General features: G+C 72.8%; 20 protein-coding genes, 1 tRNA gene and 1 pseudogene. 10 read left to right on the forward strand and 12 right to left on the reverse strand.

What is annotated here, in order from left to right; all coding sequences use genetic code 11:
• Positions 1-176: 176 nt before the first annotated feature.
• On the forward strand, positions 177-2,312 hold the full coding sequence (locus E4U92_RS24640) for a PTS fructose transporter subunit IIABC (protein ID WP_137302632.1): 2,136 nt from the start codon (positions 177-179) through the stop codon (positions 2,310-2,312).
• A gap of 102 nt (positions 2,313-2,414) precedes the next feature.
• Here E4U92_RS24640 and E4U92_RS24645 read toward each other — a convergent pair whose 3' ends face one another.
• The 4 genes from E4U92_RS24645 to E4U92_RS24660 all read right to left on the reverse strand — a co-directional run bounded on the left by E4U92_RS24645 (position 2,415) and on the right by E4U92_RS24660 (position 7,134).
• A complete protein-coding gene (locus E4U92_RS24645) occupies positions 2,415-3,161 on the reverse strand; it encodes a DUF6227 family protein (protein ID WP_137302633.1) in 747 nt (248 codons plus the stop codon).
• A gap of 189 nt (positions 3,162-3,350) precedes the next feature.
• Positions 3,351-4,568 (reverse strand): L,D-transpeptidase, encoded by a 1,218-nt coding sequence (locus E4U92_RS24650; RefSeq protein ID WP_137302634.1) that lies wholly within the window; start codon positions 4,566-4,568, stop codon positions 3,351-3,353.
• 147 nt (positions 4,569-4,715) lie between these two features.
• Complete coding sequence (locus E4U92_RS24655) at positions 4,716-5,795, reverse strand: P1 family peptidase (RefSeq protein WP_137302635.1); 1,080 nt, start codon at positions 5,793-5,795, stop codon at positions 4,716-4,718.
• A gap of 46 nt (positions 5,796-5,841) precedes the next feature.
• Complete coding sequence (locus E4U92_RS24660) at positions 5,842-7,134, reverse strand: low temperature requirement protein A (RefSeq protein ID WP_137302636.1); 1,293 nt, start codon at positions 7,132-7,134, stop codon at positions 5,842-5,844.
• Positions 7,135-7,219: 85 nt separating this feature from the next.
• Between E4U92_RS24660 and E4U92_RS24665 the strand changes: the two genes are divergently transcribed.
• Positions 7,220-7,399, forward strand: a complete 180-nt coding sequence (locus E4U92_RS24665; protein ID WP_137302637.1) for a hypothetical protein — start codon at positions 7,220-7,222, stop codon at positions 7,397-7,399.
• 61 nt (positions 7,400-7,460) lie between these two features.
• On the opposite strand, the gene mscL is transcribed toward E4U92_RS24665, so the two are convergent.
• The 6 genes from mscL to E4U92_RS24695 form a co-directional block, all read right to left on the reverse strand.
• Entirely contained in the window at positions 7,461-7,937 is a 477-nt protein-coding gene (mscL, locus tag E4U92_RS24670; RefSeq protein WP_137302638.1) for a large conductance mechanosensitive channel protein MscL, read from the reverse strand.
• 162 nt (positions 7,938-8,099) lie between these two features.
• The gene (locus E4U92_RS24675) at positions 8,100-8,672 is read right to left on the reverse strand and encodes a hypothetical protein (protein WP_137302639.1); all 573 of its coding nucleotides are present in this window, start codon (positions 8,670-8,672) and stop codon (positions 8,100-8,102) included.
• Between the two features lie 126 nt (positions 8,673-8,798).
• Complete coding sequence (locus E4U92_RS24680) at positions 8,799-9,632, reverse strand: S-methyl-5'-thioadenosine phosphorylase (RefSeq protein ID WP_137302640.1); 834 nt, start codon at positions 9,630-9,632, stop codon at positions 8,799-8,801.
• A gap of 104 nt (positions 9,633-9,736) precedes the next feature.
• Entirely contained in the window at positions 9,737-10,069 is a 333-nt protein-coding gene (locus tag E4U92_RS24685) for an FmdB family zinc ribbon protein (protein ID WP_137302641.1), read from the reverse strand.
• A gap of 67 nt (positions 10,070-10,136) precedes the next feature.
• Positions 10,137-11,429 (reverse strand): MFS transporter, encoded by a 1,293-nt coding sequence (locus E4U92_RS24690; RefSeq protein WP_137302642.1) that lies wholly within the window; start codon positions 11,427-11,429, stop codon positions 10,137-10,139.
• Between the two features lie 322 nt (positions 11,430-11,751).
• On the reverse strand, positions 11,752-13,335 hold the full coding sequence (locus E4U92_RS24695) for a potassium/proton antiporter (RefSeq protein ID WP_241681782.1): 1,584 nt from the start codon (positions 13,333-13,335) through the stop codon (positions 11,752-11,754).
• A gap of 210 nt (positions 13,336-13,545) precedes the next feature.
• Here E4U92_RS24695 and E4U92_RS24700 point away from each other — a divergent pair, with 210 nt between their 5' ends.
• Entirely contained in the window at positions 13,546-16,410 is a 2,865-nt protein-coding gene (locus E4U92_RS24700) for a penicillin acylase family protein (protein WP_137302643.1), read from the forward strand.
• 77 nt (positions 16,411-16,487) lie between these two features.
• On the opposite strand, the gene E4U92_RS24705 is transcribed toward E4U92_RS24700, so the two are convergent.
• Complete coding sequence (locus E4U92_RS24705) at positions 16,488-17,114, reverse strand: 5-formyltetrahydrofolate cyclo-ligase (RefSeq protein WP_137302644.1); 627 nt, start codon at positions 17,112-17,114, stop codon at positions 16,488-16,490.
• 94 nt (positions 17,115-17,208) lie between these two features.
• Here E4U92_RS24705 and galU point away from each other — a divergent pair, with 94 nt between their 5' ends.
• From galU to E4U92_RS24740, 7 genes are all read left to right on the forward strand, one after another.
• Positions 17,209-18,111, forward strand: a complete 903-nt coding sequence (gene galU / locus E4U92_RS24710; RefSeq protein ID WP_137302645.1) for a UTP--glucose-1-phosphate uridylyltransferase GalU — start codon at positions 17,209-17,211, stop codon at positions 18,109-18,111.
• 5 nt (positions 18,112-18,116) lie between these two features.
• Entirely contained in the window at positions 18,117-19,439 is a 1,323-nt protein-coding gene (gene glp / locus E4U92_RS24715; protein WP_137302646.1) for a molybdotransferase-like divisome protein Glp, read from the forward strand.
• Between the two features lie 126 nt (positions 19,440-19,565).
• On the forward strand, positions 19,566-20,078 hold the full coding sequence (moaC, locus tag E4U92_RS24720) for a cyclic pyranopterin monophosphate synthase MoaC (RefSeq protein ID WP_137302647.1): 513 nt from the start codon (positions 19,566-19,568) through the stop codon (positions 20,076-20,078).
• Positions 20,075-20,689, forward strand: coding sequence for a MogA/MoaB family molybdenum cofactor biosynthesis protein (locus tag E4U92_RS24725; RefSeq protein ID WP_277754760.1), 615 nt, complete (start codon positions 20,075-20,077; stop codon positions 20,687-20,689). The genes moaC and E4U92_RS24725 overlap by 4 nt, the downstream gene beginning before the upstream one ends.
• A complete protein-coding gene (locus E4U92_RS24730; protein WP_137302648.1) occupies positions 20,686-21,354 on the forward strand; it encodes a GNAT family N-acetyltransferase in 669 nt (222 codons plus the stop codon). The genes E4U92_RS24725 and E4U92_RS24730 overlap by 4 nt, the downstream gene beginning before the upstream one ends.
• A 172-nt stretch (positions 21,355-21,526) precedes the next feature.
• Positions 21,527-22,816 carry a divisome protein SepX/GlpR gene (sepX, locus tag E4U92_RS24735; RefSeq protein ID WP_137302649.1) on the forward strand — a complete coding sequence of 430 codons (1,290 nt, stop codon included), beginning with the start codon at positions 21,527-21,529 and terminating at the stop codon, positions 22,814-22,816.
• 135 nt (positions 22,817-22,951) lie between these two features.
• A tRNA-Ala gene (locus E4U92_RS24740) sits at positions 22,952-23,025 on the forward strand.
• A gap of 151 nt (positions 23,026-23,176) precedes the next feature.
• Here the strand turns inward: E4U92_RS24740 and E4U92_RS36740 are convergent.
• Positions 23,177-23,575, reverse strand: a pseudogene (locus tag E4U92_RS36740) (DUF5959 family protein); the annotation flags it as partial.
• Positions 23,576-23,579 lie beyond the last annotated feature (4 nt).

Raw genomic sequence — 23,579 nt, forward strand, 5'->3', positions numbered from 1 at the left:
CGAACCTCCCCGTTCCTCGCCTCTGTCCGCCCCCGCCCCTGCCCCCGGCCCCGTCCCGAACACCTGCACCTGCACCTGCTCCTCCCCCTGCCTCCGGCAGCCCCCGGCAGCACCCCCGTCCCCCGTCACGCCCACCTCACGACCACCCGGGCGATACGCGTGCGAAGGAGCCCGCGATGAGCGACATGATCACCGCGGACCTGGTCGATCTCGACCTGTCCGCCGACACCAAGGAAGCGGCGGCGCGATCCCTCGCCGCCCGCATGGTCGCCCGGGGCCGGGTGACCGACCTCGACGGCTTCCTGGCCGACGTGGCCGCCCGCGAGGCCCAGATGCCGACCGGCCTGGACGGCGGCATCGGCATCCCGCACTGCCGCAGCGCGCACGTGACCGAGCCGACCCTGGCCTTCGGGCGCAGCGCCGCCGGCATCGACTTCGGCGCGCCGGACGGCCCGGCCGACCTGATCTTCCTCATCGCCGCGCCGGCCGGTGCGGACGACGCCCACCTGACGATCCTGTCGTCCCTGGCCCGCCAGCTCATGAACGCCGACTTCACCGCCGCGCTGCGGTCGGTGCCGGACGCGGAGGGCGCGGCGGCGCTGATCCGGGGGGACGAGGCGCCGCAGGCGGCCGGTGGGACCGGCGCGGTGAGTGCTGCCCCGGCCTCCGACGATTCCGCCTCGTCCTCGGCTTCCTATGACTCCGCCGTGGCGCCGGGGGCGGCCTCCGCCGGCGCCACGGCGGGCAGTTCGGCCCCGGCCCCGACCGCGGCCCCTGCTGACTCCGCCCCGGCGGGCCCCTTCCGCATCGTCGCCGTCACCTCCTGCCCGACCGGCATCGCCCACACGTACATGGCGGCCGAGTCCCTGGAGAACGCGGGCCGTGAGGCGGGTGTCGAGATCGTCGTCGAGCCGCAGGGCTCGGCGGGCTTCACCCGGCTCGACCCGGCGGTGATCGCCGCGGCGGACGCCGTGATCTTCGCGCACGACGTGCCGGTCCGGGAGAAGGACCGCTTCGCCGGCAAGCCGACCGTGGACGTCGGCGTCAAGGCGGGCATCAACCGCCCCGCCGAACTGATCGCCGAGGTCCGTGAGAAGGCGGCCCGCGGCGAGGCCACGGCACCGGCGGCCGCGGGCGCGGACGCGGGCACGCCGGTGGAGCGGGCCGGCGACTCCGCCGAGGGCTACGGCACGAAGCTGCGCAAGTGGCTCATGTCCGGCGTGAGTTACATGGTCCCGTTCGTCGCGGCGGGCGGTCTGCTGATCGCCCTCGGCTTCGCGATCGGCGGCTACAAGATCAACAAGGCGCCGTCGGTGATGGACCACTTCGTCTGGACCCAGGCCGACAGCTGGGGCGCGCTGCTCTTCCAGATCGGCGGCGTGGCCTTCGGCTTCCTGGTCCCGGTCCTGGCCGGCTACATCGCGTACGGCATGGCCGACCGGCCGGGCCTGGTGCCCGGCTTCGTGGGCGGCGCGATCTCGCTCACCATCAACGCGGGCTTCCTCGGCGGTCTGGCCGCCGGTCTGATCGCCGGTGGCGTGGTGATGGCCGTCCAGCGGGTCCGCATCCCGGCGGCCCTGCGCGGCATCATGCCGGTGGTGGTGATCCCGCTGATCTCCTCGGCGATCGTCGGGTTCCTGATGTTCGTCGTGATCGGCAAGCCCATCGCCTCCGCGCAGAAGGGCATGACCGACTGGCTCAACGGCCTCACCGGCACCAACGCCGTCCTGCTCGGCGCCCTGCTCGGCCTGATGATGTGCTTCGACCTCGGTGGCCCGGTCAACAAGGTCGCCTACACCTTCGCCACCGCCGGTATCGCGGTCTCCGACCCGGGCGACTCGGCGATGAAGATCATGGCCGCGGTGATGGCCGCCGGCATGGTCCCGCCGCTGGCGATGGCCCTGGCCACGACCGTGCGCGGCAAGCTGTTCACCCCGACCGAGCGCGAGAACGGCAAGGCGGCCTGGGTGCTCGGTGCCTCGTTCATCTCCGAGGGCGCGATCCCGTTCGCCGCGGCGGACCCGCTGCGCGTGATCCCCTCCTCGATGGTGGGCGGCGCGCTCACCGGCGCCCTGTCGATGGCGTTCGGCGCCACCCTGCGCGCCCCGCACGGCGGCATCTTCGTGGTCCCGCTGATCGGCAACCCGTTCCTCTACCTGGTCGCCATCGCGGCCGGCGTGTGCGTCACCACCGCCCTGGTCGTCCTGCTCAAGGGGCTGCGCAAGCCCGCCCCGGGCACCGCGCCCACGGAGACGGCGGACGGCGGCACCGCGCCGACGGCGCCGGAGCACAAGCAGCCGGTCGCGGCGTAGGCGGACGGACGAGGGCCGGCACCCGGCCGGGACGGTACGAAGACGGCCGACCACGGAACCCCCCGGGCTCCGTGGTCGGCCGCTCGTGTGTGGGGGGCCGGGTCAGCCCACCTGCGCCGCTCGGCGCTCCATCGCCTCGCGGGCCTCCGCCTCCGACGGGTACACCTCGCACATGTGCCGGCCGTCGGGCGTGGCGGTGTGCTCGACCTCCCACAGGGAGACCTCCCGGCCGTCGCGCAGCAGGAACGCGTGCTCGTACAGCGCGTACCCGAGCCCGATCCGGCCCGCCCGGCAGGGACGGCCGAACGCCTGGGTGATCTGGTGCGCGCACGCCGTGCTCAGCAGGTCGGCCAGGTCGGGCCCCGGCCGGTCGGCGTTCTCCGCACGGCGCAGCAGGCGGCGGGCGTGGTCGGCCGAGTCGTCCGGCACGTACTCGGGGCGGGGCGTGGGGATCGGGGAGAGCTGCACCAGCACCGGCAGTTCGAAGTCCGGGGTGTCCGGCGGCAGGGGCAGGCGGCCGGTGGCGGCGCGCAGCTCCTCCTCGTCGACGTACACCTCGTGCTGCGGCTCGCTGCCCGGCGCGGTGTTGTGGACGAGCTCCCACAGGGTCAGCGCCGAGCCGTCGGCCAGCAGCCAGGTGTGCCGGTACGTCTCCCGGTGCAGGCCCGCGCTGTGGTGCGCCGAGTGCAGCGAGCTGTCGTGCGCCAGCGCGCAGTCGAGCTGCCGTATCGTGTCGTCGGGCAGCTCGAAGGAGTTCAGGGCGCGGCCGAGAAGCCGCGCGAGGTGCTCCTCCGGAGACTCGGGCGACTCGGCTGGTTCGTACGCTGTCGTCTCGTACGGAACGCTCAAGGTTTCTCCCGGCGTTGCTGCATGTCACCTTGTGGGTGCATACCGTAGCCCCTCGGCCGGACATCATGTCCGGGAACCGAGAAAACGTACGCCGGGAAAACGCGCGGGCCGCGCGAGATGTTCCCGCGCGGCCCGGGTTTCCGTCAGAAATCGCCGGTCAGGGGCGTGTTGGGGCAGAAGCGGGCGCGTTCACACCGCGCTCCCCGCCTGCCACTCGCTCCACGACAGGTTCCAGCCGTTGAGTCCGTTGTCCGGTGCGACCGTCTTGTCGGGGGAGTTCTTCACGACGACCACGTCGCCGACGAGCGAGTTGTCGTAGAACCACTGGGCGGAGCTGGCGCCCTGCGCGCCCTGCACGTCGGCCAGTCCCACGCAGCCGTGGCTGGTGCCCTCCCGGCCGAAGGGCGGATTGCCGCGGTTGTACCAGTAGTTGCCGTGGATGAACGTGCCCGACTGCGTCAGCCGCATCGCGTGCGGCACGTCCGGGATGTCGTACTCCCCGCCCAGTCCGACCGTCCGGCTGTTCATGCGGGTCTGCACGAACTTCTCGGAGATCACCATCTGCCCGTTGTACGTGGTGTGCTCCGGGCTGCCCGACGAGATCGGCACCGACTTGAGCACCTGGCCGTCCCGCACGACCGTCATGGTCTGCGTGTCGACGTCGACGGTGGACACCTGCGAGCGCCCGACCGTGAAGGTCACCGTCTTCTTCTGCACCCCGAACACGCCGTTGGCGCCCTCCACCCCGTCCAGGTCGATCTTCATGGTGACCTTGGAGCCGGCCTTCCAGTACTCCTGCGGCCGGAAGTCCAGGCGCTGCGCCCCGAACCAGTGCCCGACGACCTGCTGCCCGCTGCTGGAGGAGACCGTGATGTGCGACTGCACCGCCTTGCGGTCGCTGATCGCCTTGTCGAAGGTGAACGACACCGGCATGCCGACCCCGACGGTGCCGCCCGCGTCCGGCGTGTACGTGCCGATGAAGCTGTTGTCCGAACTGACCGTCGTGAAGATCGAGTTGGCGGCCGAGGTGCGCCCCTGGCCGTCCTTGGCCGTCGCCGATATCTGGTACTTCGTGCCCCGCTCGAGCTGGTCCTTGGGCTTCCAGCTCCTCCCGTCCGCCGCCAGCGCGCCGGGCACCTCCTCGCCCGAGCCGGCCACGGTCATCCGTACGGTGGCCAGCCGGCCGTCCGTCACGCGGACGCCGGTCGTGTTGATCGACGCCCCCGTCGAACCGTCCTTGGCCGAGATGGCTATCTGCGCGGTGGACGTCTTCGCGCCGCCGCTGCCGCCCTTGGCGTCGCCGTCGGCGTTGGCGTCGCCTCCGCAGGCGGTCAGGGTCAGGGCGCCGACCACGAGGGCGGCCGCGGCCCCCAGTACGCGCCGCGCTGCAATGTCCGGCGTTGTCACGGGCTGCTCCAGCTTCAGGTGATGTGCGGGTGTCCGCTCCAGTACGACCGGGAAGAGGGGCAGAACGCGGTGCGGGGTTCCGCCCGCACCGGGCCGGACACCATCACGTGACACAACCGGGACAATCACGGACCCCGCCGGGTCCGCCTACGCCTGGCCGTCCCCGTAGAGCTGCGTGTACGACGGCCACACACCGCCCGCCGACTCGACCGGCTCCGCGGCGCGCACCGCCCGCACGACGGCCCGCGTCACCATGTCCGCGCCCACGGCCAGCACGTCGTTCAGCGCGAGGGGGTCGTCGGCGGCCGCCGGGTCCTCGGCGAGACGCCCGTCGTCGGTCGCACGCGCGAGGGGCCGGGTGCCCGTCGCGAGGGCGAACACCGTGTCCCCGTCGTGCAGCAGGTGCACCGGCCGTACGGCGCGGGCGATGCCGTCGTGCGCCGTGCCCGCGAGCTTCTGCGCCTGCGCCTTGGACAGGCGGGCGTCGGTGGCGACCACCGCGAGGGTGGTGTTCAGCGGCGGGGGAGCGTTCCGGGCGGCGCACTCCGCGAGCCGCCGCAGCGCGGCCTCGTGCACGTCCTCGTCGGGAAGCCGCAGGCGCCGCCCCTCGTACCACTCCCCGTACAGCGCGCCCGTCGCCGGGTCCAGCGGCGAACCGACGGCGTTGGCCACCACCAGCGCGCCCACCGTGATCCCCGAGTCGAGGACGACGCTCGCCGTGCCGACCCCGCCCTTCAGCGCGCCGATCACCGCACCCGTGCCGGCGCCCACACCGCCCTGCGCCACCGGCGCGCCCGCCGGGGTCGCCGCGGCGGCCTCCACCGCGGCCCGCCCGGTGGCCGCGTCCGGCCTGGCCCGGAAGTCACCGCCGCGCCCCAGGTCGAAGACACAGGCGGCCGGCACGACGGGCACGACGTGCGTGGGCTGCGGCCCGACGCGCACGCCGCGCCCCTGCTCCTCCAGCCAGGCCATCACTCCGGAGGCCGCGTCCAGCCCGTAGGCGCTGCCGCCGGTCAGGACGACCGCCTCGACCCGCTGCACGAGGTTGCGCGGGTCGAGCGCGTCGGTCTCCTTCGTCCCGGGTCCGCCCCCGCGCACGTCCACGGCGGCCACCGCGCCGCCCTCCGGGGCGAGGACGACCGTGGTGCCGGTCAGCCACCCGCCGCCCACCCGTGTCGCGTGCCCCACCCGCACCCCGGCCACGTCCGTCACCGCGTCGACTGTCATGGCAGCCAGTGTCACCCACCCCCGGCCACCGGCACCGGACGCGACGTCAGGCCCGGGCGTCCGGGGCCCGCCCGGCCCCTGCCCCCCGTGCTTCCTGCCGCGCTTCCGCCCGCGCCGTCAGCGTGGTGCCCGCGGCCACCGCGAGCGCGCACACCAGGCCCGCCGCCGGCACCGCCCGGTCACCGAGGAACGTGCAGCCGACGACCAGCAGCGCGGTGACCGGCAGCACCAGTTGCTGCGCCGGGCCGACCTTGAAGTACCGCGCGTGCAGCGCCCACACCGTGAGCAGGAACAGCGCGGTCGGCACCGTCACGGCGGCGGACGCGGCCGTCGCCGACAGGTGGGCCGTGCCGACCGCCTCCTCGACCGCCACCTCCAGGCCGGCGCCGATCGCCGCCGCCGACGCGAAGATCAGGTAGTGGCCGTACCCCCACAGGAACGCCTGTGCGTTGGAGCGCAGGTGCCCGTGGATCGGCACCACGAAGTAGATCCACCAGGCCGCGAACACGATCAGCAGACCGCCCACCGCGATCGGCACCAGCTCGCCCAGCGCGTCGTGCTCGTCCACCGCCGACTTCACGGCGACCGTGGCCGCGGCGATCGTCTCGCCGAGCACGATGATCGTGAACAGGCCGTACCGCTCGGCGATGTGGTGCGGGTGCCAGGACGTCGCGAAGTCCCGCTCCGCGATCACGGGCACGCTCAGCTCGGCGACCACCATCACCAGGAACACCCACGGCCGGGCCGGCTCCGGCAGCACCACCAACCCCAGCCAGCCGACCATGCACAGCAGCACGCCGAAGGCGTAGCGCAGCGCCGTGGTCCGCTCGGCGCCCTCGGCTCCGCGGGCGGCGCGCAGCCACTGGGCGGCGAGCGCCAGCCGCATGATCAGGTACCCGAGCCACACGGCCACGAAGTCGTGCCCGTCGAAGGCCCGCGACACCCCGGCGGCCAGCACCAGCACCCCGGCGATCTGCACGAGCGTGACGACCCGGTACAGCACGTCGTCGTTGTCGTAGGCCGAGGCGAACCAGGTGAAGTTCATCCACGCCCACCAGATGGCGAAGAACACCATCGCGTAGTCGAGGACGCCCCGCCCCGCGTGCCCCTCGGCGACCGCGTGCACCAGCGCCACCCCGGCCTGCGAGATCGCGACCACGAAGCACAGGTCGAAGAACAGCTCCAGCGGTGAGGCCACCCGGTGCGCCTCGCCCCGCCCCCGCGCGACGAGCCTGCGCACCGGCCGGGCCCGAGCGGCGGAGGAGGAGGCGGCCGAGGAGGTGGGGGAAGGGGACGGGGAGGGGGAGGGGGAGTGCGGCGAAGTCGAACCGGTCGTCATGGGTCCCAGCACAGCAGACGACCGCCCGGAGAGCCCGCGCAACGGCCCACGGACCCGTGTCCTTCCCGGCCCGTACCCTGGACGTATGAGCACCCCTCCCGCCCCCGAGCCGCGCGAGCCCAGGCCCGCGCTCGTCTTCGACGACCCGCTGGACCAGCAGTCCTCCGACGACACGGACAACGGCTGGGGCGAACGCCCGACCGGCACCGACAGCGCAGCCGACCTCAGACGCTTCCTCGACGAGAAGCCGCCCCACCACATCTGAGGACCCGGGGCGGGACGCGGAGCCGGCGCTTGGCCGGAGCACGGCGTCCGGACGGCCGCGCCTACTCCCGGCTGTGGCCCGACCCCCGCTGGGAGACGAGGGCGTCGCGGATCTCCTTCAGGACCTCCAGCTCGGTCACCTCGATGACCTCGTGCGTTCCCTCGCGCGCCCTCTTGCGGGCCTCGGCGCGGGCCAGGTACTTCGACATCGGCAGGACCATCAGGAAGTAGACGACGGCCGCGGTGATCACGAAGGTGAGCGTCGCGCCGAGGACGGAACCCCACAGGATCATCACGCCGCGGGAGACCGAGCCGTCCGCTGCCTTCGCGCAGGGGTCCTTGAGGCACGAGCTGTAGCTGTCGAGGTTCTGGGTGCCGATCGCGCCGACCAGCGGGTTGATCACACCCTTCACCACCGAGTTGACGATGTTCGTGAAGGCGGCGCCGATGACCACCGCGACTGCCAGGTCGACGACGTTCCCGCGCATCAGGAAGGACTTGAAGCCCTGCCAGACGGTGGGTTCCTTCTTTTCCTTCACCTCGGTGACTCTCCTCGTCTTCACGGGTTGCGGAACAAACAGTCCTGCAACCTACGGCAGCGTCACCTCCACCTGTCCAATCGCATAGCACGATCGTGGTACTTGACAGCAGGCCCCGCAGAAGACGGACGCCCCGGGACACGGCCCGGCGCACCGCGCGGCTCACCACAGGGCCACCGCCAGCCGTGCCGTCGCCCCCGCGCCCGCCAGGCGCACCGCCGTGGACCGGGGCACGGTCAGGACGACCAGCGCGCCTTCGCCGACGTCGCCGGGTTCCGGGATCCGCGTCACCAACGCCCCGCGCGCCACGACCTGTGCGTCCGTTCCCGTCGCCGTCTGCCCGGCGGCGATCACGTCGACCCGGTCACCGGGGCGCAGCAGCCGTACCGTCGCCGCGTCGGTGATCCGCACCGGCGCCGACACCGACGCGGCGGGCGGGCCCCGTCGTACCGGACCGGTGGGCGCCGTCGGTGAGGGGGCGGGCGGGCCGTCGGCCGGGTGACCGCGGGACCGGCCGGCCTCGTCCACCGGGCCCGCCGCCACGAGCGCGGCCGCGGTGACGGCGAGTCCCAGCGCCACGGCCCGCCTCCGGGACCCTACGAGCCGTCGGAAGGGATACCGTCCGCCGCGCACCCGCACCGGCGGGAAGTGCGGCACCTCGCAGGGCGGCGGCGCGTCGGCACCGAGCGGCGCGGGACATACGGGAGGCGTGGGGGCGGGCTGCGGGAACGGCACGGGATCACCACCTGCGGCGAGGGATCGGCTTGCGAGTCCCACGATGGGGCCGGGCGCCGAAGCCCGCCGGGGCCGGTGCACTACCCGCCGGTTGTGGACAACCTCCTCACCCGAGCGGGCACCGGCTCACGGCAGCTCGAACCCCGGGTCCATCCCGCCCAGCGCGTTCGCGCACAGGCAGTCCCGCCCCTCCGTCTCCGGCAGGGCGGCCACCGCGTCGAACAGCACGCCCCGCAGGCGGTCCACGTTCGCCGCGAAGACCCGCAGCACCTCGTCGTGGGAGACGCCCTCGCCGGTCTCGGCGCCCGCGTCGAGGTCGGTGACCAGGGTCAAGGACGTGTAGCAGAGCTCGAGTTCCCGGGCCAGCGCCGCCTCGGGGTGGCCCGTCATGCCCACCACCGACCAGCCCTGAGCCTGGTGCCACAGCGACTCGGCGCGGGTCGAGAAGCGCGGTCCCTCGACGACCACCAGCGTGCCGCCGTCGACCGGCTCCCAGTCCCGGCCCCGCGCCGCCTTGAGCGCCGCCGCCCGGCCCGTCGGGCAGTAGGGGTCGGCCAGCGACACGTGCACCACGTTCGGCACGCCGCCGTCGGGCAGCGGGAGACCGTCGAAGTAGGTGTTCACCCGGGACTTCGTCCGGTCGACGAGCTGGTCGGGGACGAGGAGCGTGCCGGGACCGTACTCGGGCCGCAGCCCGCCCACCGCGCACGGGCCGAGCACCTGGCGCACGCCCACGGAGCGCAGCGCCCACAGGTTGGCCCGGTAGTTGATCCGGTGGGGCGGCAGGTGGTGGCCGCGTCCGTGCCGGGGCAGGAAGGCCACCCGCCGGCCGGCGACCTCGCCGAGGAAGAGGGAGTCGCTGGGCGCCCCGTACGGGGTGTCCACCTGGATCTCGGTCACGTCCTCGAGGAACGAGTAGAAGCCCGAGCCGCCGATTACGCCGATCTCTGCGTTCGCCATGACCAGCACACTAGCCGGACGCGCAGGCCCCACGGCATGCCGAGGGCCCCACCGTCACCGACGGCAGGGCCCGGACGCGGTACGCGTGGTGGCTCGACGACGCCTTACGCGGCGGAGGAGCTGCTGGAGCTCGACGACGAGCTCGACGACGAGCTCGACGACGACCCGGAGGAGCTCGACGAGTCGGACGACGAGGACGACGAAGAAGACGTCGAGGACGACGACGACTTCGAGGACGCCGGCGCGCTGCTCGACGAGGAGCCGCGACTGTCGTTGCGGTAGAAGCCGGAGCCCTTGAAGACGATGCCGACCGCGGAGAACACCTTCTTGAGGCGGCCACCGCAGTTGGGGCACTCGGTCAGGGCGTCGTCGGTGAACTTCTGCACCGCCTCGAGGCCCTCGCCGCACTCGGTGCACTGGTACTGGTAGGTCGGCACTGTCTTCCTCCTGGCACTCTCACTCAATGAGTGCTAACGACGGTCCATAGTGACGCATTCCCCGGGATCAGTCCACTGCCACCGGCTCGCGGTGACCCACGCCACGCGCGACGGTGCGCTCGCGGACCGGTGCCACCAGCCGCGAACGCAGCGCCACCAGGGTCACCAGCGCCAGCACCGTGCCACCCATCGGGACCAGGAACCCGGCGCCGCCGCCGACCCGGTCCTCGAGCTGCCCGGCGACCGTCACGGCGGCCGCCTGCCCCAGCGCGACCGCGCCGGTCAGCCAGGTGAACGCCTCGGTGCGGGCCCCGGCCGGGACCAGCCCCTCGACCAGGGTGTAGCCGGTGATCAGCGCGGGCGCGATGCACATGCCGACCAGCAGGCCCAGGCCGGCGAGCAGCAGCACGGAGTGCGCGGCCCAGAGCCCGGACGCGGCCAGCGCGAGCGCGGCGTACCCGACGAGCAGGCGACGCTGCGGGGCCACCTTCCAGGCGACGGCGCCGCAGACGATGCCGGAGAGCATGTTGCCGGCGGCGAAGACGCCGTACAGGACGCCGTTCAGGCCGGGCGCGCCGATCGACTCGGTGAACGCGGCGAGCGACACCTGCATGCCGCCGAACACCGACCCGATGCCGAGGAACGTCACGATCAGCACGCGCACGCCGGGCACGCGCAGGGCGGAGGCCTGCTCCACGCGTGCGTGGCCGGCCGGGGTGACCGGCGGCTGGGTGCCGCGCTGCGCCGCGAACAGCAGGCCGCCGACCAGGGTCAGCGTCGCCTCGGTGAGCAGGCCGCCGGCCGGGTGGACCGCGGTGCACAGGGCGGTGGCCAGCAGCGGGCCGACGACGAACGTCAGCTCGTCGGTGACGGACTCGAAGGCCGCCGCGGTCGTCATCAGGGGCGAGCCCTTCAGCGTCACGCCCCAGCGGGCCCGCACCATGGGCCCGACCTGCGGGACGGAGGCGCCGGTCGGCACGGCCGCGGCGAACAGCGCCCACAGCGGCGCGTGCGCCAGCGCGAGGGCGGTCAGGGCGACGCCGGACGCGGTGTGCAGGAGGACGCCGGGGATCAGCACGGCGCGCTGCCCGTGGCGGTCGGCCAGGCGGCCGCTGTAGGGGGCGAACAGCGCCATGGAGACGCCGGTGACGGCCGCGGCGGCGCCGGCGGCGCCGTACGAGCCGGTGGTGTGCTGCACGAGCAGCACGATGGAGAGGGTGAGCATCGCGAACGGCTGGCGTGCCGCGAAGCCCGGCAGCAGGAACGTCCAGGCGCCGCGGGTGCGCAGCAGCTGTCCGTATCCCGGGCGGGACGCGGCCGGCGAGTTCGTCGACGGCTCGGAGGTGACCGTGGATGCCACGGCCCGTGCCTTTCTGCCGCCTGGTAGCGCCGCCCCTGCCACCAGGGCGCGCCGAGAGCTGTCCTCTTGCGCGTACTGCGGTAGATACCGGTGGTCGCCGCGGAAGGGCTGTCCGGCCGCCATACGGTCGCGCCAGCTCTGCGTCAGGCAGAGTTGGTCCGATCAAGGTGCGCCTTCATGATACCGGGGCAGCGGGCGGTCAAGGCTGTGAAAACGAGCACCGCGCGCATGTTCACCTGTGATTGCAGAGCGGTGAACAGGACGAAACGCCCATGAAACACGTCAGTAGACGTCAGTAAGCGCCAGTACGCGTCAGTACGCGTCAGTCGTGCGCGGTCCCACCGCGACCGCCGCCCCCGCCGCCCGTGCCCAGCCAGCCGGCCAGCTTGCCGCCGCGGCCCACCGCGCGCAGGCGCGCCTCGGCCGCGTCGCGCACCGGGTCGGTGGCCACCACGAGCAGTTCGTCGCCGCGTCGCAGCACGGTCGTGGGGCTCGGCACGAACGACGTGCCCTCGCGCACGACGAGGGTGACCGCGGCCCCGGCCGGCAGCCGCAGCTCGTTGATCTCGACGCCGTGCATCCGGGACCCCTCGGGGATCACGACGGACAGCAGGTGCCCGCGCAGCCGCTCGAGCGGCGCCGACTCGATGCCCAGGTCGGTGGCCTCCGAGGCGTTGCCCAGCCGCAGCGTGCGGGCGAGCCAGGGCAGCGTCGGCCCCTGGACGAGGGTGTAGACGACGACCAGGACGAAGACGATGTTGAAGATGCGGCGGCTGCCGTCGATTCCGCTGACCATGGGGATGGTCGCCAGGATGATGGGCACGGCGCCGCGCAGCCCGGCCCACGACATCAGCGCCTGCTCCTGCCAGGGCAGCCGGAACGGGGTCAGGCACAGCACGACGCTCAGCGGCCGCGCGACCATGGTGAGCACCAGCCCGATGACGAGCGCGGGCACCACGTCGTCGCCCAGTTCGTGCGGGGTGACCAGCAGGCCGAGCAGCACGAACATGCCGATCTGGGCGATCCAGCCGAGGCCGTCGGCGAACCCGCGCGTGGCCGGCCAGTGCGGCAGCTTCGCGTTGCCCAGCACCATCGACGCCAGGTACACGCCGAGGAAGCCGCTGCCGTGGGCCAGCGCGCCCCCGGCGTAGGCGGCGACCGCGATGGCCAGGACGGCGATGGGGTAGAGGCCGGAGGCGGGCAGGGCGACGTGCCGCAGGCCCCAGGCGCCCGCCCAGCCGACGGCGAGCCCGATGGCGGCGCCGATGGCCAGCTCCAGCGCTATCTCGCCGATCAGCACGTACCAGTGCTCGACGGGCCCGGCCTGGGAGAAGGCGACGACCAGGATGACCACGGGGGCGTCGTTGAAGCCGGACTCGGCCTCCAGCGTGCCCGTCACGCGCGCGGGGAGGGGGATCCGGCGCAGGACGGAGAAGACGGCCGCCGCGTCCGTGGAGGAGACCACGGCGCCGATGATGAGCGCCTGCCGCCATTCGAGCCCCACCAGGTAGTGCGCGCTGGCCGCGGTGACCCCGACGCTCACCGCGACCCCCACCGTCGCCAGCGCGGAGGCGGCCGGGAGCGCCGGCCGGATCTGCGTCCACTTCGTGCCGAGGCCGCCCTCGGCGAGGATCACGACCAGGGCGGCGTAGCCGATGACCTGGGTGAGCTCGGCGTTGTCGAAGCGGATGTCGCCGATGCCGTCCTGGCCCATGAGGACGCCGATGGCCAGGTACACGAGCAGGCTGGGGAGCCCGCTGCGCGAGGAGATCCGGACCGCTGCGACGGCGACGAGCAGGACGATCGAGCAGACGAGCAGGAGCTGGTTGAGGTGGTGAACAGTCAGCGGCGGTTCCCTTTCCCTGGCGCACGCGCGTGAACGCCGGCGCACCCGTCCATCGGACACGAAGCGACCCGGCCCCGCACCCGACTACTTCATTACCTTACCTAACTCTTGACGATTTCTTGACGCTCGCCGAGGCATGATCGAACGTCCTTGCGCGCTGGTTGCCGACTCCGCGTCAAGTGCCACGGGGCCCTGCGCCTATGGTTGCTCCAGCGCTCATTCGAAGTCACAGCCCGACCTGCCGCTCGCGTTAGGACAGCAAGGACAGCGATGCCCCCCAACACCACCGCCACAACGGGTGACAAGCCCGGCAAGTCCGGCAGGAAGAAGGGGCGCAAAGCCCGTTTGATCGTGCTTGTGCTGGTGCTGGCCCTCGTCGGCGGCATCGCTTTCGGTGCCTACTGGTCCATCAGCACCGTGCGCGCCTCCTTCCCCCAGACCAAGGGTTCGATCACACTCTCCGGCCTGTCCGGCCCGGTCGAGGTCAAGCGGGACGGCTACGGCATCCCGCAGATCTACGCCTCCTCCGACGAGGACCTGTTCAAGGCGCAGGGCTACGTCCAGGCGCAGGACCGGTTCTACGAGATGGACGTCCGCCGCCACATGACCTCCGGGCGCCTGTCGGAGATGTTCGGCAAGAGCCAGGTGAAGAACGACGAGTTCCTGCGCACCCTCGGCTGGGACCGCGTCGCCCGGCAGGAGTACGACGACAAGTTGTCGGACTCCACGAAGAAGTACCTGCGGGCCTACGCGGAGGGCGTCAACGCCTACCTCGACGGCAAGGACGGCAAGGACATCTCCCTGGAGTACGCGGCGCTCGGCTTCACCAACGACTACAAGCCGTCGAAGTGGACGCCGGTCGACTCGGTCTCCTGGCTGAAGGCGATGGCCTGGGACCTGCGCGGGAACATGCAGGACGAGATCGACCGCGCGCTGATGACCAGCCGCCTCGGCCCGCAGCAGATCGCCGACCTCTACCCGGAGTACCCGTACAAGCGCAACCGGGCCATCGTCCAGGACGGCCGGTACGACGAGCTGACCGGGACGTTCGAGCCGAAGAACGGCTCGGGCTCGTCCGGCGGCACCTCCACGGGCGGTACGGGCTCGTCCGGCGGTACCTCGTCGGGGGGCACGGGTTCCGGTGACGGCACCTCGTCGGGCGGCACGGGCTCCGGTGACGGCACCGGCGCGTCCGGCGGCTCGGGCTCCTCGAGCGGCACCGGGGGCTCGGCCCTGCAGAGCCAGCTCTCGGGACTGTCCGAGGTCCTGGACGACCTGCCGACCGCGGTCGGCGTGAACGGCAACGGCATCGGCTCCAACTCCTGGGTCGTCTCCGGGGAGCACACGATCACCGGCAAGCCGCTGCTGGCCAACGACCCGCACCTGTCGGCCTCGTTGCCGTCCGTCTGGTACCAGATGGGCCTGCACTGCCGCAACGTCTCCAGCAAGTGCCAGTACGACGTCACCGGCTACACCTTCGCCGGCATGCCCGGTGTGGTCATCGGCCACAACGAGGACATCGCCTGGGGCATGACCAACTCCGGCGTGGACGTCACCGACCTGTACCTGGAGAAGCTGTCGGGCGACGGCTACCTGTACGACGACAAGGTCCGGCCCTTCACCACGCGCGAGGAGACCATCAAGGTCGCCGGCGGCGAGGCCAGGAAGATCGTCGTGCGCGAGACCGACGACGGAATGCCGCTGCTGTCCGACCGCGACGACGAGCTGGTGAAGGTCGGCAAGAAGGCCGGCGTCGACACGGCCGCCCCCGACCGCGGCGACGGCTACGCGGTGGCCCTGAAGTGGACCGCCCTGGAGCCGGGCACCACCATGGACGCCGTCTTCGCCATGGACAAGGCGAAGGACTGGGAGGACTTCCGGGCCGCGGCCAAGAAGTTCGACGTCCCCTCGCAGAACCTGGTCTACGCCGACACCGACGGCAACATCGGCTACCAGCTGCCCGGCAAGATCCCCACGCGCGCGAAGGGCGACGACGGCTCCGTCCCGGCGCCGGGCTGGAAGTCGAAGGACCGCTGGACCGGCTTCATCGAGTTCGACGAGCTGCCCTACGAGTACAACCCCGACCGCGGCTACATCGTGACCGCCAACCAGGCCGTCGTGGACGAGGACGAGTACCCCTACACCCTCACCACGGACTGGGGCTACGGCACCCGCAGCCAGCGCATCACCGACCTGATCAAGTCCAAGATCAAGGGCGGCGGCAAGATCTCCACCGACGACATGCGCCAGATGCAGACGGACAACGCCAGCGAGATGGCCAAGTCGCTGGTGCCCGTCCTGCTGAAGATCGACATCGACGACCCGGACGTCCGCGAGGCGCAGAAGCTGCTCCAGGGCTGGGACTTCACCCAGGACGCCGACTCGACGGCCGCCGCCTACTTCAACGCGGTCTGGCGCAACATCCTCAAGCTCGCCTTCGGCAACAAGCTGCCCAAGGAGCTGCGGGTGGAGGGCCAGTGCCTGTGGGTCGACCCGGTCAACAGCACCGGTCCGGTCGACCGCACCCAGAAGGTGCGCGAGTGCGGCCAGCGCGCCGCCGACCAGGCGCAGCCGGACGGCGGCGACCGCTGGTTCCAGGTGGTCCACACGCTGATGAGCAAGCCGGACAGCGACTGGTGGACGACACCGAGGGCGGGCGCGCGGCTGGGGGCGACAAAGAACATGGACGACCTGTTCGAGCGCGCCATGATCGACGCCCGCTGGGAGCTGACCGCCAAGCTCGGCAAGGACATCGACACCTGGAGCTGGGGCCGGCTGCACCGCCTGTTCCTGAAGAACCAGACCCTGGGCACCAGCGGTCCGGGCTTCGTCCAGCGCATCCTCAACCGCGGCCCCTGGAAGCTCGGCGGCGGCGAGGCCGCGGTCGACGCGACCGGCTGGAACGCGGCGGGCGGCTACGGCGTCGTCTGGGTGCCGTCGATGCGGATGGTCGTCAACCTCAAGGACCTGGACAAGTCGAAGTGGATCAACCTCACCGGCGCGTCCGGGCACGCCTTCAGCGCCCACTACACCGACCAGACGGGCAAGTGGGCCGACGGCGAGCTGCTCGACTGGTCCTTCGGCGAGGAGGCCGTCGGCAAGAGCACCAGGGACACCCTCGTCCTCAAGCCGTGAGCCGCGGCGGAAGCTGAGTGAAGGGGCCCTCCACGCGCGCGTGGAGGGCCCCTTCGTGGTGTCGCCGCGCGGGTGTCTCAGGGGCGGCCGGCGAAGCGGCGGACGCCCGAGGGGGTCACCACCGCGTGCACCGGCCGGTCGTGCGGCTCGGCCGGGACGTGCTCGACGACCTCGGAGTCGTACAGCAGGACCACCAGCGCGGGACGGGCGCCCGCCCGCTCCAGGCGGGCCAGCACCCGGTCGTACGACCCCCCGCCGCGCCCCAGTCGCATGCCGCGCGCGTCGACCGCCAGGCCCGGCAGCAGCACCACGTCGGCCCCCGTCACGGCGTCCGGGCCGAGCCGGGCCCCGACGGGCTCGAAGAGGGCCATCCTGCCGCCGTGTTGCACGCGCGCGAGGGAGCCCTCGCCCGCGTAGGCGCCCCAGTCGAGGTCGTTGTCGGGCAGCAGGGCGGGCAGCAGCACGCGTGCGCCCCGCGCGCGCAGCGCGTCCAGCAGCGCGAGCGTGCCGGGCTCGGTGCCCACGGAGACGTACGCCGCCACCGTGTGCGCGTGCGCCAACTCGGGTAGTTCCAGGGCGTGCTCGGCGAGCGCCAGGGCTGACTCACGCACGTCATCGGCCGTCAACATGTTCCTCACCGCGAGGAACTCCCGCCGCAACGTCCGCTTGTCAGACTCGGCCCCGCCTGTGCCGTGATGATGCACGCGTACGCTCCCGTTCTGTTCGAATCAGTTCATATGAACATTTATTAACCGGAGCTACAGATTCCTCTCAAAGGCACCGGATATGGTGGCGCACATGACTCAGTCGCACCCACGGATCAGCAAGGCTGTCATCCCCGCAGCAGGCCTCGGCACCCGGTTCCTGCCGGCGACCAAGGCCACCCCCAAGGAAATGCTGCCGGTCGTCGACAAGCCGGCGATCCAGTACGTGGTCGAGGAGGCCGTCGCCGCCGGCCTCGACGACGTGCTCATGGTCACGGGACGCAACAAGCGCCCCCTGGAGGACCACTTCGACCGCAACTACGAGCTCGAGTCGGCTCTGGAGAAGAAGGGCGACGTCGACCGGCTCGCCAAGGTTCGTCAGTCCAGTGACCTCGCGACCATGCACTACGTGCGCCAGGGCGACCCCAAGGGCCTCGGCCACGCGGTGCTCTGCGCGGCCCCGCACGTCGGCCAGGAGCCCTTCGCCGTCCTGCTCGGCGACGACCTGATCGACCCCCGCGACCCGCTGCTGAAGCGGATGATCGAGGTGCAGGAGCAGCACGGCGGCAGCGTCGTCGCCCTCATGGAGGTCGCCCCCGAGCAGATCCACCTCTACGGGTGCGCGGCGGTGGAGGGCACCGGCGAGGCCGACGTCGTCAAGGTGACCGGCCTGGTCGAGAAGCCGGACCGGGCGGACGCGCCCTCCAGCTACGCCATCATCGGCCGGTACGTCCTCGGCCCCAGCATCTTCGGCATACTGCGCACGACCGAGCCCGGCCGCGGCGGCGAGATCCAGCTCACCGACGCCCTCCAGCAGCTCGCCGCGGACGAGAAGGTCGGCGGCCCGGTGCACGGCGTCGTCTTCAAGGGCCGCCGCTACGACACCGGTGACCGCGGCGACTATCTGCGTGCCATTGTCAGACTCGCGTGCGAACGTGAAGATCTGGGTCCGGACTTCCGGTCCTGGCTTCGCAGTTACGTCACCGAGGAGTTGTAACCACGTTGAGCACCGCCGCGCCCCACTCCACCGGCCGCGACCGCCTGTGGTCGGTGGACGAGCACCTGGAGGACGTCCTCACCGCGATCCGCCCGCTGGAGCCCATCGAGCTGCACCTCCTCGACGCCCAGGGCTGCGTCCTGGTCGAGGACGTCACGGTGCCGGTGTCCCTGCCGCCGTTCGACAACAGCTCCATGGACGGGTACGCGGTCCGGGTCGCCGACGTCGCGGGCGCGAGCGAGGAGTTCCCGGCGGCCCTGGAGGTCGTCGGGGACGTGGCGGCCGGGCAGACCGGCCTGCTCCACGTGGGACCGGGCCAGGCCGCCCGGATCATGACCGGCGCCCCGCTGCCGCCGGGCGCCGAGGCCGTCGTCCCCGTGGAGTGGACCGACGGCGGGCTCGGCGAGGGCCCCGTGGACGCCATGCGCGCCCGCAGCCTCGCCCCCGAGGGCGCCACCGGACACGTGCGCGTGCACCGGCCCGCCGCAGCACGCGCCCACGTACGCGCGCAGGGCAGCGACGTCCGCGCCGGGGACCGCGCGCTGGAGGCCGGCACCGTCCTCGGCCCGCCGCAGATCGCCCTGCTGGCCGCGATCGGCCGCGGCACGGTCCGCGTGCGCCCGCGCCCGCGCGTGGTGGTGCTGTCCACCGGCAGTGAACTCGTCCAGCCCGGCGAGGCACTCGCCGACGGACAGATCTACGACTCCAACAGCTTCGCCCTCACCGCGGCCGCGCGCGACGCCGGTGCCATCGCCTACCGTGTCGGCGCCGTCGCCGACGACGCGGACACCCTGCGCTCCACCGTCGAGGACCAGCTCGTCCGCGCCGACCTCATGGTCACCACGGGCGGCGTCAGCGTCGGCGCCTACGACGTCGTCAAGGAGGCCCTCGCGCACGCAGGCGACGAGGACGAGCCCGGCAGCGGCGTCGAGTTCCGCAAGCTCGCCATGCAGCCCGGCAAACCGCAGGGCTTCGGCACCGTCGGCCCCGACCACATCCCGCTGCTGGCGCTCCCGGGCAACCCGGTGTCGTCGTACGTCTCCTTCGAGCTGTTCGTCCGCCCCGCCATCCGCACCCTGATGGGTCTCACCGACGTCCACCGGCCCACCACGCGCGCGACGCTCACCGCGGACCGCCCGCTGTCCTCACCGCGGGGCCGCCGCCAGTTCCTGCGCGGCAGCTACGCCGACGGCACCGTCCGCCCGGTCGGCGGCGCCGGCTCGCACCTGGTCGCGGCCCTCGCGCACGCCGACGCGCTGATCGTCGTCCCCGAGGACGCCGACTCCGTCGAGCCGGGCGCCGAGGTCGAGGTCGTCCTGCTCGGCTGAGCCCCGCGCGGACCGGTCCGCGGGGCGGTCCTGGACGGTTGCGCACCGGGACTTGGGGGTACCGTGTCGCGCACAGCAGGCCCGTGCGCCGCACCGCACGGGCCCGGACCGGGAGCGCCACACACCATGACCGTGCCATCCCGGGGGGAAACCCCCGGACCCCCCGCACAGGACCGACTGACGCACCTCGACGAGGCGGGTGCCGCCCGCATGGTCGACGTGTCCGGCAAGGACGTGACCGCGCGCACCGCCCGCGCCAGCGGCCGCGTCCTCGTCTCGCCCCGCGTGGTCGAGCTGCTGCGCGGCGGGGGCATGCCCAAGGGCGACGCCCTGGCCACCGCGCGCATCGCCGGCATCATGGGCGCCAAGCGCACGCCCGACCTGATCCCGCTGTGCCACCCCCTGGCCCTGTCCGGTGTGACACTGGACCTGTCGGTCGCGGACGACGCCGTGGAGATCGCCGCGACGGTGCGCACGACGGACCGCACGGGCGTCGAGATGGAGGCCCTCACCGCGGTGTCCGTCGCCGCGCTCACCGTGATCGACATGGTCAAGGCGGTCGACAAGGGAGCGGTCATCACGGACGTGCGCGTGGAGGAGAAGACGGGCGGCAAGTCCGGCGACTGGAGCCGGCCGTGAACGCCGCGCCGCCCGCCGGCGGTGCGCCGTACCGCGCGCTGGTCGTCACCGCTTCCAACCGGGCCGCGGCCGGGGTCTACGAGGACACCGGCGGCCCCCTGATCGCCGCGGGCCTGACCGGCTTCGGGTTCACCGTCGACGGCCCCCGCGTCGTCCCCGACGGCGACCCCGTGGAGGCGGCCCTGCGCGCCGGGGTCGAGAGCGGCTACGACGTGATCGTCACCACCGGCGGCACCGGCATCTCGCCGACCGACCGCACCCCCGAGGCCACGCGCGCGGTGCTGGACCACGAGGTGCCCGGCATCGCGGAGGCGATCCGGGCCTTCGGCCGGGACAAGGTGCCGACCGCGGCCCTCTCGCGCGGGCTGGCCGGGGTGGCCGGGCGGACCCTGATCGTCAACCTGCCGGGCTCCTCGGGCGGCGTGAAGGACGGGCTGGCGGTCCTGGAGCCGCTGCTCGTGCACGCCGTCGACCAGCTCCGCGGCGGCGACCACCGCCGTACCGACGCCCACGACGCCCACGACGCTCACGGCGGCCACGACGCCCATGACGGCCCTGCCGAGGCCCCGGCCGGTGAGGGCCGTCCCGGACCGTCCGGGGGTGCGCGCTGAACAGCCCGTCCTGGCCCGTCCAGCTCACGGAGGGCGATGTCGTCCTCCGGCCGATAAAGCTGCGCGACCAGCGCGCGTGGCGCGAGGTCAACCGGCGCAACCGGGACTGGCTGCGCCCCTGGGAGGCGACCATCCCGCCGCCCGCGCCCAGCGGGCCGATCGCGCACCGGCCGACGTACCGGCAGATGGTCCGGCACCTGCGCTCGGAGGCCAACGCCGGCCGGATGCTGCCGTTCGTCATCGAGTACCAGGGCCAGCTCGTCGGTCAGTTGACGGTCGCCGGGATCACCTGGGGCTCGATGTGTTCCGGGCACGTCGGTTACTGGGTGGACCAGGCCGTCGCCGGCCGCGGCGTGATGCCGACGGCGGTGGCGCTCGCCGTCGACCACTGTTTCCGCGCGGTCGGTCTGCACCGCATCGAGGTCTGCATTCGCCCCGAGAACGGCCCCAGCCGGCGCGTGGTGGAGAAACTCGGATTCCGGGAGGAGGGGCTGCGGCCCCGTTATCTCCACATCGACGGGGCCTGGCGGGACCACCTGGTCTACGCCCTGACCGCCGAGGAAGTCCCCGAGGGCCTGCTGGCGCGCTGGCGGAGGTCGCGGGCCCGCACCGCGCCCCGTGACCACCAGAACACACCGGGGAATGCCGGCAACCCCGGAAATTGAAAATATGTTCGAAATTGATCGGTGTCCGGCACTCCCGGAGCAATGAATTCCCGGACCGAGTGGGCCGCTGATCGCATCGGTCACAAAAAAAGTTCGAAATATCAGCCAGATCGTGCGACACACCGGCCCAATTGGCGGATGGCCTCACGCAATCCCCTCTACCGTGTGAGGCGTGAGCAGCAGCGGCCTCATCTACGCAGTCATTGTCGGGGCCTGGGCCGCCTACTTGGTGCCGATGTGGCTCCGTAGGCAGGACGAGCTGAACGAGGCCCGTCCGACCGAACGCTTCAGCACCGCCATCCGGTTGCTGTCCGGACGGGCGGCCATGGAGCGTCGTTACGCCAAGGACCTGCAGGCGCGCTCCACCGACGAGGCGGAGCCCGACGCCGACCCGGACGCGGTCACCGACTCGGTGGACGTCCGGGCCTTCGCCGTGCCCCCGACCCGCCCGCAGACCCGCGTCACGCTCCCGGAGCGCGAGACCGGGCAGCCCGGCGCGGACCGGCACGAGCGCGTGGAGCGCGCCGAGCGCGAGCGGGTGGGCGAGCCCGCCGCCGAGAGCCACGCCGCGTCGGTGCCCGCCCCGCTTCCCCAGCCGTCCCCGCCCTCCGGGTCCTCGGCGCCGTCCGTCGCGCCCGACGCCACCCGGCGCGTGCCCCGGGCCCGGCGCGCGCCGAGCCCCTCCGCGCAGGCGGCCACGGCGCGGGCCCAGCGCTCGAAGGTGCTCGCGCGCCGCCGGCGCACCACCGTGATGCTCTTCCTCGCCTTCACCCTGGGGGCCGTCGTCGCGGCCGTCGGCGGCCTGGCGTTCCTGTGGGCGCCCGGTGTGCCCGCCGTCCTGCTCAGCGGGTACATCGCCTACCTGCGCGCCCAGGAGCGCCGCCGCTTCACCTACCAGATGGACCGGCGCCAGGCCGAGGCCGCCGCGCAGCGCCTGCGTGAGCGCCAGCCGCGCCGCCGGGCCTCGGCGTCCGCGCCGGCCCCGGAGGCCGACGCCGCCGCAGAGGAGCCCGACACGGCGGCCGAGCCGCACACCGACCCCGGGCTGCTCGCGCTGGCCGCGGACCGCCGGGCCCTCGTCGAGCAGACCGACCACGCGGAGTGGGTCGACCAGCAGCGCGAACGGCAGCGGCACCCGGGCCCGGGCGAGAGCTGGGACCCGGTACCGGTGCCCCTGCCGACGTACGTGACGGCACCGGTCGCCCCGCGCGCCACGTCCGACGTCGACCTCGGCGCCCCGGACACCTGGAGCTCGGCCCGCTCCAGCGCGGTCACCCCGGACCAGGCGGAGCCCGAGGCCGACGCCGGGGCGGACGCCGCCTCCGCCGAGGACCGGCCCGAGGGCGAGGGCCGCTCCGACGCCCGGCGCGCCGCCTCGGCCCGCCGCTCCCGCGAGCGGGGCCGCACCCCGCTGTTCGACCAGTACGAGGACGGCGAGCGGCCCCGCGCCGCCAACGAGTGACGCCCGACGGCGCCCGGCACGCCCCGGATGACCTGCACCGGACGCCCCGCTCGCCCCTCTGCGCCGTCCGCCCGGCCGCCCGACAACGGATTTTTGAGCAGGCCGACGGGGATGCTAGAGTTTCACTCGTTGCAAGGGCCTGTGGCGCAGTCCGGTAGCGCACCTCGTTCGCATCGAGGGGGCCAGGGGTTCAAATCCCCTCAGGTCCACGCAGCTCAAAGCCCCGGTCGGGTTTCCCGACCGGGGCTTTGGCATGGGCTGAAGGTCCGTCAGGGCTGACGCTTCCGGTGCGGGCTCCACTCGAAGACGCCGGAGGAGGGTTCCACGACCTCGCGGGGCCAGCGAGCGTCGTCGGACCTCGTCCAGACGGCGGCGCTGATCGTCTGTCCAGCCTTTTTCGAGGGCCACGGGCACCGTCACCGTCGCCATGGAACCCGGGACGTCCTCGACGACGACCTCGGGACAGCCCCGTTCTCCTGCGAGCCGGACCCTGATCTCGGGCGCACGGTCTCCCAGCCAGGTGATGTCCTGCCCCGCCGCCAACGAGTCGAGTGCCGCCTCCCATTCGGCCAGATCGCCGGGCAGGAGCCAGAGCTCCAGGTGCCCGCTGACGAACCCGGTCGTCACCAGGACGTCCGCGGTCAGGGTGTCATGGCGCGTCAGCACCCCCGGCATGTCCCGTCCGGTCACCCGCACGACGACGCTGTTGCCCTCGTCGTCGGCGAGGCGTATCAGGTCCACGGCTTCCTGGCCCGTCATGTTC

Origin of the sequence: Streptomyces galbus (assembly GCF_005280195.1) — a bacterium.
Taxonomy (GTDB): Bacteria; Actinomycetota; Actinomycetes; order Streptomycetales; family Streptomycetaceae; genus Streptomyces; species Streptomyces galbus.

Bases quoted from the DNA above. Each gene is read 5' to 3' on its own strand.
- E4U92_RS24655 (WP_137302635.1), bottom strand. From the start codon at position 5,795: ATGACAGTCGACGCGGTGACGGACGTGGCCGGGGTGCGGGTGGGGCAC.
- E4U92_RS24665 (WP_137302637.1), top strand. From the start codon at position 7,220: ATGAGCACCCCTCCCGCCCCCGAGCCGCGCGAGCCCAGGCCCGCGCTC.
- galU (WP_137302645.1), top strand. From the start codon at position 17,209: ATGACTCAGTCGCACCCACGGATCAGCAAGGCTGTCATCCCCGCAGCA.
- E4U92_RS24660 (WP_137302636.1), bottom strand. From the start codon at position 7,134: ATGACGACCGGTTCGACTTCGCCGCACTCCCCCTCCCCCTCCCCGTCC.
- moaC (WP_137302647.1), top strand. From the start codon at position 19,566: ATGACCGTGCCATCCCGGGGGGAAACCCCCGGACCCCCCGCACAGGAC.
- E4U92_RS24700 (WP_137302643.1), top strand. From the start codon at position 13,546: ATGCCCCCCAACACCACCGCCACAACGGGTGACAAGCCCGGCAAGTCC.
- E4U92_RS24640 (WP_137302632.1), top strand. From the start codon at position 177: ATGAGCGACATGATCACCGCGGACCTGGTCGATCTCGACCTGTCCGCC.
- E4U92_RS24680 (WP_137302640.1), bottom strand. From the start codon at position 9,632: ATGGCGAACGCAGAGATCGGCGTAATCGGCGGCTCGGGCTTCTACTCG.